12 protein-coding genes are annotated in these 15,890 nt (G+C 66.4%); 1 reads left to right on the top strand and 11 read right to left on the bottom strand.

The genetic code is table 11. The annotated features are described in order from the left end of the window. Window position 1: 1 nt before the first annotated feature. Genes ACK3BK_RS10930 through ACK3BK_RS10920 form a run of 3 tightly spaced genes read right to left on the bottom strand, consistent with a single transcriptional unit; the run spans window position 2 to window position 3,421 of the window. The gene (locus tag ACK3BK_RS10930) at window positions 2-829 is read right to left on the bottom strand and encodes an ABC transporter permease (protein ID WP_411384288.1); all 828 of its coding nucleotides are present in this window, start codon (window positions 827-829) and stop codon (window positions 2-4) included. Window positions 830-832: 3 nt separating this feature from the next. Continuing rightward, complete coding sequence (locus tag ACK3BK_RS10925; RefSeq protein ID WP_186719112.1) at window positions 833-1,792, bottom strand: ABC transporter permease; 960 nt, start codon at window positions 1,790-1,792, stop codon at window positions 833-835. A 27-nt stretch (window positions 1,793-1,819) separates the two neighbouring features. Beyond that, on the bottom strand, window positions 1,820-3,421 hold the full coding sequence (locus tag ACK3BK_RS10920; RefSeq protein ID WP_411384287.1) for an ABC transporter substrate-binding protein: 1,602 nt from the start codon (window positions 3,419-3,421) through the stop codon (window positions 1,820-1,822). Window positions 3,422-3,583: 162 nt separating this feature from the next. On the opposite strand from ACK3BK_RS10920, the gene ACK3BK_RS10915 reads away from it, so the two are divergent. Next, a complete protein-coding gene (locus ACK3BK_RS10915) occupies window positions 3,584-4,024 on the top strand; it encodes an RrF2 family transcriptional regulator (protein WP_063544552.1) in 441 nt (146 codons plus the stop codon). Between the two features lie 112 nt (window positions 4,025-4,136). Here ACK3BK_RS10915 and ACK3BK_RS10910 read toward each other — a convergent pair whose 3' ends face one another. The 8 genes from ACK3BK_RS10910 to ACK3BK_RS10875 form a co-directional block, all read right to left on the bottom strand. Next, entirely contained in the window at window positions 4,137-5,330 is a 1,194-nt protein-coding gene (locus tag ACK3BK_RS10910; protein WP_186708578.1) for a pyridoxal phosphate-dependent aminotransferase, read from the bottom strand. Between the two features lie 12 nt (window positions 5,331-5,342). Continuing rightward, window positions 5,343-6,950 (bottom strand): 5-guanidino-2-oxopentanoate decarboxylase, encoded by a 1,608-nt coding sequence (locus ACK3BK_RS10905; protein ID WP_411384286.1) that lies wholly within the window; start codon window positions 6,948-6,950, stop codon window positions 5,343-5,345. Beyond that, on the bottom strand, window positions 6,943-9,060 hold the full coding sequence (locus ACK3BK_RS10900) for an acetate--CoA ligase family protein (RefSeq protein WP_186665256.1): 2,118 nt from the start codon (window positions 9,058-9,060) through the stop codon (window positions 6,943-6,945). The genes ACK3BK_RS10905 and ACK3BK_RS10900 overlap by 8 nt, the downstream gene beginning before the upstream one ends. 18 nt (window positions 9,061-9,078) lie before the next feature. After that, complete coding sequence (locus ACK3BK_RS10895) at window positions 9,079-10,239, bottom strand: acyl-CoA dehydrogenase family protein (RefSeq protein ID WP_065863505.1); 1,161 nt, start codon at window positions 10,237-10,239, stop codon at window positions 9,079-9,081. A gap of 42 nt (window positions 10,240-10,281) precedes the next feature. Continuing rightward, window positions 10,282-11,064, bottom strand: a complete 783-nt coding sequence (locus tag ACK3BK_RS10890; protein ID WP_411384285.1) for an enoyl-CoA hydratase/isomerase family protein — start codon at window positions 11,062-11,064, stop codon at window positions 10,282-10,284. A gap of 219 nt (window positions 11,065-11,283) precedes the next feature. After that, window positions 11,284-12,696, bottom strand: a complete 1,413-nt coding sequence (locus ACK3BK_RS10885; protein WP_411384284.1) for an amino acid permease — start codon at window positions 12,694-12,696, stop codon at window positions 11,284-11,286. Between the two features lie 163 nt (window positions 12,697-12,859). After that, window positions 12,860-15,118, bottom strand: a complete 2,259-nt coding sequence (locus tag ACK3BK_RS10880) for an ATP-binding protein (RefSeq protein ID WP_411384283.1) — start codon at window positions 15,116-15,118, stop codon at window positions 12,860-12,862. Then, window positions 15,115-15,888 carry a substrate-binding periplasmic protein gene (locus ACK3BK_RS10875; RefSeq protein WP_411384282.1) on the bottom strand — a complete coding sequence of 258 codons (774 nt, stop codon included), beginning with the start codon at window positions 15,886-15,888 and terminating at the stop codon, window positions 15,115-15,117. Before ACK3BK_RS10875 ends, ACK3BK_RS10880 begins: the two co-directional genes overlap by 4 nt. Window positions 15,889-15,890: the final 2 nt, after the last annotated feature.

Raw genomic sequence — 15,890 nt, 5'->3', positions numbered from 1 at the left:
CTCAGCACTCCTTCAGGCCGCTGGACTTGTGCAGCACCCAGTCGACGACGAAATTCACGCTCACGGTGATCAACGCCACCGCCAGCGCCGGCAGCAGCGGGCTGACATCGCCGAAGGTGATCAGCACGGCGTTGTCGCGCACCATGCTGCCCCAATCGGCGGTGGGCGGCTGGATGCCCAGGCCGAGGAACGACAATGCACTGATGAACAGGAAGACAAAGCAGAAGCGCAGGCCGAACTCGGCGATCAAGGGCGCGGCGGCATTGGGCAGCACCTCGCGGGTGACCAGCCACCACAGCCCCTCCCCGCGCAGCCGCGCGGCCTCGACGAAGTCCTGCACCACCACGCTCATTGCCACCGCCCGCGACAGGCGGAACACCCGGGTGGCATCGAGCAGCGCGATCACCAGTACCAGCGAGGTGGTGGCGGTGCCGACCACGCTGAGGATCAACAGGGCGAAGATCAGTTGCGGGATGGCCATGAGGATGTCCACGACCCGCGACATGCCCTGGTCGATCCAGCCGCCGCGGATCGCCGCCACCAGCCCGCAGAACCCGCCCAGGGCGAAGGCCAGCACGGTGGTCAGGAAAGCGATGCCGAGGGTATTGCGCGCGCCATAGACCAGGCGGCTGAACATGTCGCGGCCCAGGTTGTCGGTGCCGAGCAGGAACTGCCCGCCCCAGGGCGCGAAGCCCTCGCCGACCACTTCGGTCTCGCCGAACGGCGCCACCAGCGGCGCGAACAGCGCAACCAGTACATACAGCAGGATCACCAGCAGGCCGAACTTGGCACTCAGCGGCGCACGGCGCAATTGCGTGTACAGGCTCATGGGCTACCCCTTCGGATGCATCAGGCGCGGGTTGCTGGCGATCGACAGCACGTCGGCACTGGTGTTGAGCAGGATGTAGGTGGCGGCGAAGATCAGGCTGCAGGCCTGTACCACCGGGATGTCGCGCTTGGCCACCGAGTCGACCAGCAACTGGCCCAGGCCTGGGTAGACGAACACCACCTCGACCACCACCACGCCCACCACCAGGTACGCCAGGTTCAGCGCCACAACGTTGACGATCGGCGCCAGGGCGTTGGGCAAAGCGTGGCGGAAGATGATCCGCGCCTGGCCGATGCCCTTGAGCCGGGCCATCTCGATATAGGGGCTGGCGAGCAGGTTGATCAGCGAGGCGCGAGTCATGCGCATCATTTGCGCCACCACCACCAGGCTCAGGGTCAGCACCGGCAGCAGCGAGCGCTCCAGAATCTCGCCGAGGGAGGCATCCGGGGAGAGGTTGGAGATGCTTGGCAGCCAGGCCAGCTTCACCGCGAACACCAGGATCAGGATGTAGGCGACGAAGAACTCCGGGAACGACACCGCGCTCAGGGCGCTGGTGTTGAGCAGCCGGTCGAACCAACTGTTGCGATACAGAGCGGCCAGCATGCCCAGCAGCAGCGCCAGCGGCACCGACACCAGCGCCGCCAGCAGCGCCAGGCTGAAGGTGTTGCCCAGGCGAGCGCCGATCAGCTCGGCGATTGGCCGCTGGTTGGCCAGCGACACACCGAGGTCGCCTTGCAGCAGTTGCCAGCCCCAGTGGAAAAAGCGCGTCAGCGCTGGCTGGTCCAGCCCCAGCTGCAGGCGCAGCGCAGCCACGGTTTCCGGCGTTGCGGCCTGGCCGAGCATGGCCTGGGCCACGTCGCCCGGAAGCATGCCCACCGCCAGGAAGATGATCACCGACACCGCCAGCAGCGACAGCAGGCCCAGGGCCAAGCGCTGGGCGAGCAGTTTGCAGAGACTATTCACCGTACGGTCCTCGCGACGAAATGGGGTTCAGGCCTGCCACCAGCGCTCGATCAGGCGCAGGCCGTCCAGCTCACCGTAAGGTGCGGTGACGCCGCCGTGCATCACCCGCCTGGAGCGCGCCGCAACGGAGCTTGCGAACAGCGGCACGATGGCGCCGCCATCGTCGCGGCACAGCGCCTGCATTTCGTTGTACATCTCCTGGCGCAGCGGCGCGTTCATCTCGCCACGGGCGGCATTGAGCAACTGGTTGAAGCGCGGGTTGTCCCAGTGCGTCTCGTTCCATGCCGCGCCCTTGGCATAGCCGATGCTGAACATGCGGTCGGCGGTCAGGCTCGAGTACCAGAACGAAGTGGTGAACGGCTGCTTCATCCACACATTGGTGAAAAAGCCGTCGGCCGGCTCGCGCACCACGTCGATGTCGATACCGGCCTTGCGCGCCTGCTCCTTGAACAGCACCGAGGCATCGACCGCGCCGGTGTAGGCGGCATCGGAGGCCTGCAGACGTACTTTGAGGCTGTCCATGCCGGCCTGCTTGAGGTAGAAGCGCGCCTTGTCGGCGTCGTACACGCGCTGCTCCAGGGCCGTGTTGATGAAGCGACTGCCGGGCTGGATCGGGTGGTCGTTGCCGATCTGGCCGTAGCCGTACAGCACCGAGGTCAGCATGGCCTGGCGGTCGATGGCGTGCTTGAGCGCCAGGCGCACGTTGTTGTCCTGGAACTGCGCGGCGTCGCAGAGCATGGGGAAGGTGTAGTGCTGGGCGCCCTTGGTTTCCTCGATCACCAGTTGCGGGTTGCGTTTGAGCAGCGCCACGGTCTTGAGGTCGACCTTGTTGATCACGTCCACCTGGCCTGTGACCAGCGCATTGACCCGCGCCGCGCCATCGGCGATGGACAGCAGCTCGGCGCTGGCAAAATGCGCCCGGCCCGGCTTCCAGTAATCAGGGATGCGCACCAGGTCCATGCGCACGCCCGGCTCGAAGTGCTTGAGGCGATAGCCGCCCGTGCCAGTGCCGGCCTGCCAGTCGGCGGCGCCGTCCTTGGCGGGCATGATCACCAGGTGATAGTCAGCGACCACATAGGGGAAATCGGCGTTGCCCGAGTGCAGTTCGAACACCACGGTGGCGGCGTCCTGGGCACGCACCACGGCAACATCGCCGAGGACGGTCTTGGCCGCCGAGGTGGATTTCTCGCCCAGGTGGTGCTGGATCGAAGCGACCACATCGCCGGCATCGAGGCTCTTGCCGTCGTGGAAGGTCACGCCCTGGCGCAGGAAGAAGGTCCAGACCTTGGCATCGGGGGTGGACTCCCAGCGTTCGGCCAGCTCCGGGATGGCGGTGCCGTCGACGCTGATTTCGCTGAGGGTGTTGTAGACCGCCGAGAAGCCGACGAAGGTGAAGGTGTCGGCCCAGGTGCCGGGGTCACGCGAGTCGGTGGTGCTGCCCCCGGCCAGCCCCATTCGCAGGGTACCGCCAGACTTGGGTGTGGCCTGCTCGGCCCAGCCCGGCATGGGCAGGCCCAGGGAGAAGGCACCGGCGAAGGTCGCCGCCGCCGCGCTGTACTTGAGGAACTCCCGACGTGGCAGGCCGCCGTCGGGCATCGCTTGAGTGATCTTGTTGTTCTTATCGCTCATGGCATTGCCCCTGTTGAACCGCTGAAAGAAGGATCGCAGGCATCGATGATCGAATATTTGTAATTGTCATCGTGACAAATACATTAGACTCATTGGCATGCCCCTGCCAAGATGGATTTTCACAGGGACACCGACTTTGCGATTCACCAGGGATTTCTACCGATGAGCCAATCGACCCGTCTGATCACCGCCTCGTACATCCTCTCGTTCGTGGCCGCCAACGCGCCGCAGAAACTGCGCACCGAGACCATCGCCAAGTGGGTCAAGGTGCACCCGACACGGGTGCGCAGCCTGGCTTCGCAGATGGTCAAGGCCAACATTCTCAAGTCCTGGCGCGGTGCCCAGGGCGGCCTCACCCTCGCCCGCCCGGCCAGCGAGATCACCCTGCGCGAGGTGTACGACGCGGTGCAGGAGAGCTCGCTGATCGCCGAGAAGATCGACAACCCGTTTTCGGGGATGGAGGATCACTGCAAGGTGTTCGAGGTGTTCACCCGGCTGTTTGCGATGCTCGAGGCGAACATGCGCCTGGACCTGGGGGCGATCACGGCGGACCAGTTGTTCGTTGCGTTTGATCGGCCGGTTGAGGGGGCTGTGGAAGGTTGATAGGCAGGGCCGGCCCTTTCGCGGGCAAGCCCGCTCCCACAGGTAAAGCGCCGCTCTCGAAACTGGCGGTGTACCTGTGGGAGCGGGCTTGCCCGCGAAAGGGCCCTGCGCCTCACCCCGTGACCACCCTGCCCTCCAGCACCTGCGCCGCACACCGGGCAATCCGCCGGCAAGCCTCGGTCAATGCCTCAGCCCCCAGCACCAGCCCCAGGCGGATATGCCCCGCCGCACTCGGCCCGAACGCCTCCCCAGCCAGCACCGACACGCCATGCTCCTCCAGCAGCAGGCTGGAAAACGCCTGGGCGCTGAGGCCGGTCTGGCGGATATCGACCATCACGAACATCCCGCCATCGGGCTTGAGCGCCTTCACCCCCGGGCAATCGGCCAGGCATGCGCAGACCAGGTCGCGCCGCTGCCGATAGGCCTCGCGCATCGCCTCAAGCTCCGGCAGGCGCTGCTCCAGCGCCACCACTGCGGCATCCTGGATGAAGTCCGGTGAGCCATACAGCATGCACAGCGCCAGGTTCTCCAGATGGCAGGCCAACGCTGGCGAGCCGACCACCCAGCCGATTCGCCAGCCCGTCATGGCGTGCGACTTGGACAGACTGTTCAGCGTCGCCGTCCTGTCGGCCATGCCCGGCAGGCTGCCAGGGCTGATGTGCTCGCCTTCGTACAACAGCTCGCTGTACACCTCGTCGCTGATCAACCACAGGTCATGGGCCACGCACAACTCGGCCAGCGCCTCCCAGGTGCTGCGCGGCAGGCTGGCACCGGAGGGGTTGTGCGGGCTGTTCAGGGCCAGCGCACGGGTACGCGGGGTGATGCGCGCGGCAACATCCTCGGCCTGCACGCGAAAACCATGCTCGGGCTTGACCGGCACCGGCACCACCGTGGCGCCACAGGCGCCGAACACGGCCTCGTAGGTGACGTACATCGGCTCGGCGACGATCACCTCGTCACCCGGATCGAGCACGCACTGGGCCACGCAGAACAACGCGCACTGGGCACCGGCCAGCACCGTCACCTGATCGGCATCGACGGCCTGGCCGCTGCGCTGCTGGTGGCGCCGGGCTATGGCCTGGCGCAGGGCATGCTTGCCGCGCACATCGGAGTAATGGGTGTGGCCGTCCTGCAGGCTGTCGATGGCGGCCTGGACGATCGGCGCCGGGGTGTCGAAGTCCGGGTCGCCCACCGACAGCAGCAGGATGTCGCGGCCCTGAGCCTGCAGCTCAAGGGCGCGGTAGTGGATCTCCCAGGCCGCAGCGCCGTCACCGGCGATGCGCTGGGTCAGCTTGGAAAAACGCATGAAAAGCCTCCATCAATGGGCGCTGGCGTGCCTGAGTTCGATCAGGGTGACGCCGTTGCGCGCGAATCCGTTCCTGAGGTCCTGCTCCAGCTCATCGAGGCTGCCGGGCTGCGCCACGGCGCAGCCGAAGGCACGGCCCAGGCCGATGAAGTCGGGGTTGCGCGGCAACACGCCGATGGGTTCGATATCCAGGCCCAGCATATCGTCGCGGATCTGCCCGAGCGCATCGTTGTTCCACAGCAATACCACCAGCGGCCGGTCCAGTTCCTCGACCGCCGTGGCCAGCTCCTGCGCGGTGTACAGGAACCCGCCGTCCCCCACCAGCACCAGGCCTGGACGCTCGTCCCCGGCGAACATGCCGCCGATCCCCGCCGGTAGACCATAGCCCAGGGTTCCGTACCCCGTGGGATGCAGCCAGCTGCGCGGTGTCTTGCTGGGGAAGGCGTAGTTGCCGGTGTAGGCCAACTGCGTCATGTCGGTACTGATGAAGGCATTGTCCGGCAACGCCCCGGCCACACGATCGAGAATGCCCTGGTGCAATCGCTGCAACGGCCCATGCCCTGCCCTCACCGCCTCGCGCAGACCGGCAACCGCATGGATAGCCGCCGTGGCATCGCGGCGAATATCCGGCAGATGCTCCAGCACCCCGGCCAGGGTCAGGCGCGCATCACCCTGCAATGCCAGCGCGCACGGGTAGAAATCGTTGAACTTGCGCGGGTCGATATCGATACGAATCAATTCGCCGTTGATCGGCAGGCGCTCGCGCCAGAAATCGGTGTCGGCCATCTCGGTCCCCACCGCCAGCACCACGTCCGCCTCGGCGATCATCTGCCAGCCCGGCTCCACACACAGGCTCGCACCGGCACTGAGCGGCGCCTCAGGCGGCAGCAGCCCCTTGCCTGCCACGCTGGTGAACACCGGTGCAGCCAGGCGCTCGCTCAGTACAGACAGCTCGGCCCCCGCCTGCAGTGCTCCACCGCCCGCGATGATCATCGGGCGCCTGGCAGTGGCCAGCCTGGCCGCCGCCTGATCCAGCACAGTGCGGTCCGGCACGCTGCGGCCAGGGCGGCGTACCACCTCGGCGCTCCAGTCACGCGCCACCGCTGCCGACAGCACATCCAGCGGCACCGAGATATGCACCGGCCGCGGCCGCTCGCTGTCGAACACCGCCCAGGCGCGGGCGATCAGCTCAGGCAGGTCTTCCGGGCTCAGGGCCAGCGCCGAGAAGGCGGTGATCGGCGCGGTCATCGCGCGTTGGTCCTGAGTCTCGTGCAGGCAGCCCCAGCCTTTGCCCAGGCTGGCGCTGTGGTTGACGCTGGAGATCACCAGCAACGGAATCGAGTCGGCGTGGGCCTGGCCAATGGCAGTGGCGGCATTGGTCACACCGGGGCCGGTGATCACGAAACACACGCCTGGCTTGCCGCTGATGCGCGCATAGCCGTCGGCCATGAAGCCTGCGCCCTGCTCGTGGCGGGTCAGCACATGGCGGATACCACTGCCAGGCAGGCCGCGATACAGCTCCAAGGTGTGCACGCCGGGAATGCCGAACACGGTGTCGACGCCATAGTTGGCCAGCAATCGGACCAGGGCCTGGCCGCCGGTCAAGGGTTTGTCATGCATGTTCATCTCCTCGGGCCTGGCCCAGGCGGATCAGTGCATCGACCGCCGTGGTGGCATTGGCGCCGACCATCAATGGGTTGACGTCCAGCTCCAGCAACTGGCTGGCGTTTTCGCAGGCGTAGTCGGCCACCGCGCGGATCGCCGCCACCAGAACATCCAGGTCGGCCGGCGGACGCCCGCGGAAACCCTGCAGCAACCCGGCGCTGCGCAGCCCGAGCAAGGCGGCGCGGATGGCGCCATCGGTGGTGGGCAGCAGCAGGCTGGTGCTGTCCTTGAGCAATTCGACCAGCACCCCGCCCGCCCCGATGACCAGTGCCAGGGCAAAGCCGTTCTCGCGCTTGATGCCGACGATCAGCTCGGCCAACGCTGGCTCGGCCATCGGTTCGAGCAGTACTCGATCGAACGGCACCTGTGGCGCGTGGGCATGGATACGCTCGCGCATCTGGTGCAGCGCCGCCTCGAGCGCCCGGCCATCACGCAGGTTCAGCGCCACCGCGCCAGCTTCGGTCTTGTGCGGCAACTGTGCGCTGACCGCCTTGAGCACCAACGGAAAGCCGACAGTGGCCGAATCGGCCAGCGCCGAACCGGGGGTGCTCAGCCGACCGTCCGGGACCGGCAAGCCAAAGGGGCGCAGGGCCTGCTTGGACTGCCACTCGTCCAGCAAGCGGGTCTTGCCAGTCAGTGCCTGCGGGCACAACGGCACCAGCGCGGACTCGCCCAACGCCAGCAGGCGCTGTCGATTGGCCTGGTACTCAACGATCCGCCCCCAGGCCGCCAGGCCATCTTCCACGCCCTGCAACGCCGCGATGCCATGGGCATGCAGACGCTCACGGGCGCTGGCCGGCAGCAGCTCGGGGAAGGCCGAGGTGACGAAGCCGATCTTGCCGTGACGCGCCAGGGCCTGGCAGTACAGCGCCAGCAGCAGGTCGCACTCCTTGCGCTCGCCGGTGAACTCCGCCGGATAGTCGAGCACCAGCATCGCCGCATCGGCGTCGCTGCGCAGGGCGCTGTCGAGCATGCGCTGCAGCGCCTCGCCGTCGCCCCAGATGGCCGTGGTGAAGTCCAGCGGGTTGACCAGGTTGGCGTAGCTGGGCAGCACCTGGGCCAGCTCATCGACCTGGGTCTGCTCGAGCTTGGGCAGGCTCAGATGGTTGCGCTCGGCATAATCGGCGATCAGCCCGGCGTCACCGCCCGAGCAGGCCAGGGCAATCAGCCGGTCGCCCTGGGGCAACTGCCCGCAAGCGGCGGCCTTGAGGGTTTCGACGAAGCTTACCGGGCCGCTCACGCGAATCACGCCCAGGCGCTTGAACAAGGCGTCGTACAGCGCGTCGGAACCGGACAGCGAGCTGGTGTGGCTGAGCGCAAGTTCGGCACCGATCTGCGACACGCCGGTCTTCAGCGCGATGATCGGCGTACCGCGCTCCAGCGCCTTGTGCGCGGCGCGGGCAAAGCCGGGCACGTTCTTCAACCCTTCCAGATGCAGGCCGATGGCGGTGACGCGCGGATCGTCCAGCAGCACGTCCATCAACTCGGCCACGCCCAGCTGCGCCTGGTTGCCGACCGAGGCCATGTAGGCCACCGGCAGCGAGCGGTCGCTCATCGACAGGTTGTAGGCGAAATTGCCGCTCTGGGTGAGGATCGCCACGCCCTTCTCGACCGTCTTGCCACCATGGGCGACCGGCCACAGCGCGGCGCTGTGCAGGTAGTCGAGCAGGCCATAGCAGTTGGGTCCGAGCAGGGCCATGCTGCCGGCCGCCTGCAGCAGGCGCTGCTGCAAGGCCTCGCCCTCGGCGCCACTTTCGGCGAAGCCCGAGGCATAGCAGATCGCGCCGCCGGCACCGAGCGCGGCGAGCTGCTCGACGCAGGCCAGGGTCAGCTCGCGGTTGGTGGCGATGAACACGGCATCCGGGCCGCACGGCAGCTCGGCGACGCTGGCCACGCACGGGATGCCATCGATGCTGGTGTGCTGCGGGTTGACCAGCCACATCGGGCCCTGGAACCCGCCTTCGGCGCAGCGCTTGAGGGCGCGGGCCATGCTGCGGCCACCGACGAAGGCCAGGTGCCGCGGCGCCAGCAGACGCTTGAGGTTGTCACGAATCGACTGCGACATGAGTGTTCTCCAGCCCGATCAGCGCAACAGAGGGCGCAGCAGTTCGCGGGAAATGATGTGCCGCTGGATCTCCGATGTCCCCTCCCAGATCCGTTCGATTCGCGCGTTGCGCCAGATCCGCTCCACCGGCCCTTCGTCCATCAGGCCCATGCCACCGAAGATCTGTACCGCTTCGTCGGCGACCTTGCCCAACACTTCGCTGGCGAACAGCTTGGCCATGCCGGCCTCGCCATCGGTCATGCTGCCCTGGTCCATCTTCCAGGCGGTGTGCAGGGTCAGCAGCTCCGCAGCGCGGATCTGCGTGGCCATGTCGGCGAGCTTGAACGACACGCCTTGATAGCTGCCGATCGGTTGGCCGAACTGCTTGCGATCCGCCGACCACTGCAGCGACAGGTCCAGTGCACGCTGGGCCTGGCCGACGCAGTTGGCGGCGACCATCACCCGCCCGGCGGTCAGCCAGGCGTTGGCCACTTCCCAGCCCTTGCCGACCTCGCCCAGCACCTTGCTGGCGGGCACCTTGCAGTCGTCGAAGAACAGCTCGTAGGTGTGATAGCCACGGTTGCTCACGCACTTGGGCCCACGGCGGATGGTCATGCCGGGGGTGCCGCGATCGACCAGGAAAGCGGTCACGGCATTGCGCTTGCGGCCGTTGTGCTCGTAGGTGTCGGTGACGGCGAAGACGATGGCGAAGTCGGCATGCCCGGCATGGCTGATGAAGTGCTTGCTGCCGTTGATCACGAAGTCGTCGCCCTGGCGCACGGCGCGAGTCTTGATGGCGTTGGCATCGGAGCCGGCGCCAGGTTCGGTGAGGGCGAAGCAATCGATCTTCTCGCCCTGCACGCTGGGCAGCAGGTAGTCGTTGATCTGCTCATCCTTGCAGGCCATGAGAATCTTCGAAGGGCGTGCGACGAACACGTGCACGGCCCAGGAAACCTTGGACAACTCACGCTCGATCAGCGCCTGGGACAGGTAGTCCAACCCGCCACCGCCGACTTCCTCGGGCATGTTGAAGGCATAGAAGCCTGCGGCGATGGCCTTGCCGCGGATCTGCGCGGCAAGCTCGGGCGACACCGCGTCGGCGCGGTCGACCTCTTCCTCGTGGGGCAGCAGCTCCTTGGCGACGAAACTGCGTACCGCTTCCACCAACATTTCTTGTTCTTGGGTCAGTTGGAAATTCATCTGGCATGGTCCTGGAGAAGGTACTGGGGAGGTGCTGGAAGGTCATTTACCGACGAAGCGCGCGGGCCTGCGCTCGACGGAGGCGCGCAGTGCCTCGGCACCGTCCTCGCTGCGCCCGCACAGCAGCCCGGCGGCCAGCTCCGCCGCCAATTGCTCGGCCAGGGTGCGCTGGGCACCGTCGCGGATCAGGCGCTTGGTCTGGGCGAAGGCGAAGGTCGGGCCCTGGGCCAGGCGTGAGGCGAGTTCGGCGGTGACGGTCAGCAGTTGGTCGTCGGCGCAGACTTCGCCCACCAGGCCTGCGGCGAGCGCCCGTTCGGCGCCCCACAACTCGTCGAGGAACAGCAGGCGCTTGGCCTGCTCGCTGCCGATCAGCCGCGGCAGGTGCCAACTGGCGCCCGCATCGGGGCTGTAGGCCATGCTGGTGTAGCCGGCCTTGAAGCGCGCCGAAGCGGCGGCGATGCGCAGGTCGCAGCACAGGGTCACGTCCATGCCGGCGCCGACAGCGGTGCCGTTGATCGCGGCGACGGTGGGTTTGTCGAGGGTGTGCAGGCGCTGCATCAGGGCATGGGCGGTTTCGGTCCAGCCGTAGCTTTCCAGGGCGCCGCGGGCTTCGGCCTCGGCCCATTCGGCAAGGTCAGCCCCGGCGCAGAAGCTGCGCCCGCAGCCGGTCAGCACCACCACGCGCACGGCGGGGTCGGCGTTGAAGTCTTCGAGCAGGCTGTGCAGGTGCTTGAGGGTGGGGATGTCCAGGGCATTGCGCTGGTCGGGGCGGTTGAGTGTGATCCAGGCGACACCGGCTTCGAGGGTGGTCAACAGGCTGGTCATGGGAAGCCTCGAGTTGTTGTGGTTGGGGTGGGCTTGGACGAGATACTAAACGAGTGTTCAACAAGGCGGCAATCGGCGGATATGGGGCTGTTACAACTTCGAACAATCGGGGTTTTGGGGTGTTGCGCAGGGCCTTTTCGCGGGCAAGCCCGCTCCTACAGAGATCACATCTGTAGGAGCGGGCTTGCCCGCGAAAAGGCCAGTGGCCTCAGCGAAGATTCAAACCCCAGGCGCCGTCGGCACCAAGGTCTGCGAACGCTTGCGGTTGATCACGAAGTACGCCAGGTAGCACAGGGCAATGAAGCCAAAGCCCCAGTACAGCGACGGCCTCTGCGTTTCATCCAGTGCCAGGAACACGAACAGCGAGCTGCACAGGGTGATGCACAGCAGCGGGATCAGTGGGTACAGAGGCGCGCGGTACTTGATGTCCTCGAGCTTGCCGCCCTCGCGCAGGAACGTACGGCGGAAGCGGTATTGCGCCAGGGCGATGACGATCCAGGTCACGGTCCCGGACATCCCGCTCACCGCCATCAGCACCATGAACAAGGTGTCGGCGGCAATGAAGCTGGTCATCAGCGACACCAGGGCAAAGCACAGGGTGATGCTCAGCGCACGCAGCGGTACACCGCGCGAGCTCAGTGGCGACAGGCTTTTCGGCGCCATGCCGCTCTTGGACATGGCCCAGAGGATGCGCGTCGAGGCGTACAGTCCGGAGTTGCCCACCGAAAGAATGGCGGTAAGGATGACGAAGTTCATCAGGTCGGCCGCGTACGGGATGCCGACCATGTCGAACACCTGCACGAACGGGCTTTCCATCAGCCCGGCCTGCTGCCACGGCACGATGGCCGACAGTACCGCGATGGCCAGCACGTAGAAGATCAGTACGCGGAACACCACGTTGCGCACCGCCCTTGGAATGCTCTTTTCCGGCTGGTCGGTCTCGCCTGCCGCCACCCCCATGATCTCGCAGCCCTGGAAGGCGTAGACCACGGTCATCATCACCGCGAATACCGCTGGCAGCCCGTTGGGGAACAGCGAGTCGCCAACCAGGTTGTCGAGCATCGGCGCCGGTGCGCCGCTGGTCAGCGCAATGGCGCCGAAGATGACCAGGATGCCGACGATGATAAAGCCCAGGATCGCCGCCACCTTCACCCCCGAGAACCAATATTCGGCCTCACCGAACGCCCGGGTGGCCAGGGCGTTGAGACCGAACAGCACGGCAACGAACAGCGCCGACCAGTACCAGATCGGCACCTCGGGGAACCAACGGGTCATCAGCATGCCGGCGGCGGTGAACTCAAGGCCCACGGTGGTGGCCCAGCTCATCCAGTACACCCAGCCGATCATGAAGCCCGTGGCCGGGCCGATGTATTTTGTCGCGTGGGCCTGGAACGAGCCCGATACCGGCATCTGCACCGAGAGTTCACCCAGGCAGACCATCACCAGGTACATCAGGAAGCCTGCCACGAGGTAAGCCAGGATTGCGCCCATCGGACCACCCTGGTTGATGGTCACCCCGGAGCCCATGAACAGGCCGGTGCCGATCACGCCGCCCAACGACAACATGAAGATATGCCGGCTCTTGAGCGCGCGCGTGAGGTGGATGCCTTTGCGTTCGGAGGGCTCAGACATGACGCACCTCCGCAATGGCGTTGGGCTGAGCTTTGGGACCTTTCATTATTCTTATCTCCAATAAGCCTGACGGACCGCGAACCACACGGTTGTCCTGGATTATTGGAAAGCGATGTAAGCGGACGTTGAAGCTGAAGATCGAAGATGTAAAAAGTCGTAAGAATTATGTACGACCGCTCTGCATCAGCCGTTCCAGCAACCTGCGTGCCTCGTCCAGTGCCCTCTGCAGGGGCTGCTCCAACCCTTGAAGCGCCGGGGCGTCCAGCGCCACCGCCACGGCCTCGACACGCCGCAACGTCGTGGCCAACCCGCACAACCCCAGCGAATCGCTGCTGCCGGCCAGGCGATGGGCCAGGTCCGCAGCCTGGGTGCAATCGCCGAGCCGCAGTGCATCGAGCAATGCCCCGCGTTGCTCGTCGAGCCCTTGGCGCAACACAGCCAACAGCCCCTGGACTTTCTGCTCCCCCAGCAACTGGCGATGGGTCTGCAGCAGGGCCAGGTCGAGGGCGGTGTCCGGGGCGGTCACTGTCGGCAGCGGCTCGACCTGCGCCAGTGCACGACGCAGGCTGTCCAGGCGCAACGGCTTGGCCAGCACCCCCTGCATCCCGGCGTCCAGATAGCCTCGCACCACGGCAGGCTGCACCCCGGCGGTCAGGGCCAGGATGCGTGTCTGCCGATTCGGCCCGGCGCCAGCACGCAGTTGCCGGCACAGCTCGACACCCGTCATGCCCGGCAGGTGCACGTCCAGCAGCAGCAGGTCGAAGCGCCGCTCGGCGCAAGCCTCCAGCGCCTGCAACCCGTCCTCGGCAAAACTCACCCGGTGGCCGTCACGCTCCAGCAACCCGCCGGCCACCTCGCGGTTGAGCGCCACATCTTCGACCACCAGGATATCGAGGCCTGCAGAGGGCACTTGGATGAGGGCCTCCACCCTGACGTCGCGCCCCACCGGCAGCTCGACTTCGAACCAGAAGCAACTGCCCTGCCCTTCGCGGCTGTCCACGCCGATCCGACCGCCCAGGCGTCCGATCAGGTGCTTGCAGATTGCAAGCCCCAATCCTGTGCCGCCGTAACGCCTAGCCACGGTTTCGCTGGCCTGGGTAAAACGCTCGAAGATCCGCGCCTGCATCGCCGGGGCGATGCCGATACCGTCATCGCTGACCTGCACCCGCACCCACTGGCGCTGCGCCTGCAGCACTTGCACCTCAAGGCTGACCCGCCCGCCTTCGGTGAACTTGATCGCGTTGGCCAGCAGGTTGCTCAGCACCTGGCGCAAGTACTGCTCGGCACCGAACTGATGCGCAGCCAGCCGGGTATCGACATGGCAGTCCAGCTCGGTGCCATTGGCCGTGGCGCGGGGTTCGAGCAGCGTCAGCACCTCGTCGCAGAGCCGGCGCAAGGAGAAGTCCACAGGTTCGGGGTGGCTTTCGCCCTCTTCCAGGCGGGCAAAGAACAACACCTCGTTGAGGATCGCCGACAAGCCCTCGCCCGCCTTGTACAGCGCCTCCAGACGCCTGCTTGCCTGGGGGTCGAGGCTGCTGCCACGCAGCAACTCGGCCATGCCGAGAATACCGTTGAGCGGGGTGCGCAACTCATGGCTCATGGTCGCCAGGAAGCGCGACTTGGCCAGGTTCGCCGCCTCCGCCTCATCCTTGGCACGCGCCAGGCTTTCGGTGCGCCGCTCGACCATGGCCTGCAATTCGTCACGTTTGCCCTGCAAGGCCAGGCGGTCCTGCTCGCGACGCTCGATATCGCTCAGGATCGACCGGCGCATGTCGTCCAGGGCATGGGCCACGGTATCGATCTCGTCCACCCGGGCCGAGCGGCGCTTGTCCAGGCGCAGCGGCTCCTGCCAGTGGCCTGCAGCGACACGCCGGGCGAACTCGGCCATCACCTGCAGATGGCGCGTGACCAGGCGATAGAACAACCCCGACAGCGCCACGGCCAAACCGCAGAGAAACACGCTCATCCACAGCAGGCTGGTCAGCCCGGTGGCGAACAGGCGCTGGTGCACCGCGCCCAGGTCGATGCTCACCTCCAGCGTGCCAAGGTGCCTCGTCGGCCCGGTGGGCGGCTGGAAATCCAGGGCGAAGCGTTCGATGCGCAGCGGCCCCGCAGGTTCTGCCTGGCCTTGCAGCAGTTGGAAGTCGCTGCTGTCCAGCCGCACCCGTGCCACATCGGAGAAGTCCACCAGCCCGCGCAACTGCACGTTGAGCTGCTCCTGGTCCAGGTCCCACAGGCTGCGCTCCAGGCTCGCCAGGTAACCGGCGCGGATCAGTTCCATGCGCGCGTCGATATCGCGCATCTCGCGGCGGTACTCGAAATACAGCTGCACGGCGCTGGCCAGCACGGTGAAGCACAGGCTGAACAGCAGGATGAACAGCAGCAGGCGGCGCAGCAGGCCATCGGCACGCAGGCGGATCATCGTGCAGCTGCCGGTTGCGCGATCATGTCGCGGTAGGTCACTTCGCTCTGATGCAGCCAGTTGTCGATCTCGCCGCGCTCGGTCATTTGCTGCAACTGCGCGTCGATCTCGTCCATGCGCAGGCTCAAGGGGCTATGGCGCGAGACTGCGACACGCAGGTAGTCGACACTCAGCGCCGCAGGCAAGGCCTGGATATCGCCCGCACCGGGCAGGTGCTCGACGAACAGCTCGCCCGTGCGCCGCTCCTGGATCACGAAATCGATGCGCCCGCGAATCAACTTGCCAAAATTCTGCTGGCTGGACGACACCCATTCGATGTTCTGGTGACGGGCAACGAAACGGTCGAAGGCCGGGCCGTAGCTTTCGCCGAACAGCAGCCCGCCGCGATAGCGGGCAAGATCGTCGAGCCGCTTGAAACGTACCGGCCGCTTGCGGTTGACGAACACCGCGACCTCCTCGCGCAGCACCGGCACACGGGAGAAGCGCATGCCTTGGTCACGTTGCTCGCTGCTGTAGGCCAGCACCACATCCACCCGCCCTTCGGCCGCGTCCAGCAGGCAGCGCTTCCAGTTGCCCAGCACCACGATCTGCACCTCCAGCCCAAGGCGTGCGAACAACTCGCGCACCACCGTCGGCGCCAGGCCCCGCACCTGCTTGCCATCACTCCAGGATACCGGCGGGTACACCGGGTAGTCGCAATAGCGCACCGGCTGCCCGGCGAACGCCGGCAGGCTCAACAGCCACAGGCCCAGGCAGCACAGGCCGCGCATGA

The organism is Pseudomonas sp. L7 (assembly GCF_046605565.1).
GTDB classification, from domain to species: Bacteria; Pseudomonadota; Gammaproteobacteria; order Pseudomonadales; family Pseudomonadaceae; genus Aquipseudomonas; species Aquipseudomonas wayambapalatensis.
This window is presented reverse-complemented; position numbering and strand designations above follow the sequence as displayed.

Bases quoted from the DNA above. Each gene is read 5' to 3' on its own strand.
- ACK3BK_RS10920 (WP_411384287.1), bottom strand. From the start codon at position 3,421: ATGAGCGATAAGAACAACAAGATCACTCAAGCGATGCCCGACGGCGGC.
- ACK3BK_RS10905 (WP_411384286.1), bottom strand. From the start codon at position 6,950: ATGCATGACAAACCCTTGACCGGCGGCCAGGCCCTGGTCCGATTGCTG.
- ACK3BK_RS10885 (WP_411384284.1), bottom strand. From the start codon at position 12,696: ATGTCTGAGCCCTCCGAACGCAAAGGCATCCACCTCACGCGCGCGCTC.
- ACK3BK_RS10875 (WP_411384282.1), bottom strand. From the start codon at position 15,888: ATGCGCGGCCTGTGCTGCCTGGGCCTGTGGCTGTTGAGCCTGCCGGCG.
- ACK3BK_RS10930 (WP_411384288.1), bottom strand. From the start codon at position 829: ATGAGCCTGTACACGCAATTGCGCCGTGCGCCGCTGAGTGCCAAGTTC.
- ACK3BK_RS10895 (WP_065863505.1), bottom strand. From the start codon at position 10,239: ATGAATTTCCAACTGACCCAAGAACAAGAAATGTTGGTGGAAGCGGTA.
- ACK3BK_RS10900 (WP_186665256.1), bottom strand. From the start codon at position 9,060: ATGTCGCAGTCGATTCGTGACAACCTCAAGCGTCTGCTGGCGCCGCGG.
- ACK3BK_RS10890 (WP_411384285.1), bottom strand. From the start codon at position 11,064: ATGACCAGCCTGTTGACCACCCTCGAAGCCGGTGTCGCCTGGATCACA.
- ACK3BK_RS10910 (WP_186708578.1), bottom strand. From the start codon at position 5,330: ATGCGTTTTTCCAAGCTGACCCAGCGCATCGCCGGTGACGGCGCTGCG.
- ACK3BK_RS10915 (WP_063544552.1), top strand. From the start codon at position 3,584: ATGAGCCAATCGACCCGTCTGATCACCGCCTCGTACATCCTCTCGTTC.
- ACK3BK_RS10880 (WP_411384283.1), bottom strand. From the start codon at position 15,118: ATGATCCGCCTGCGTGCCGATGGCCTGCTGCGCCGCCTGCTGCTGTTC.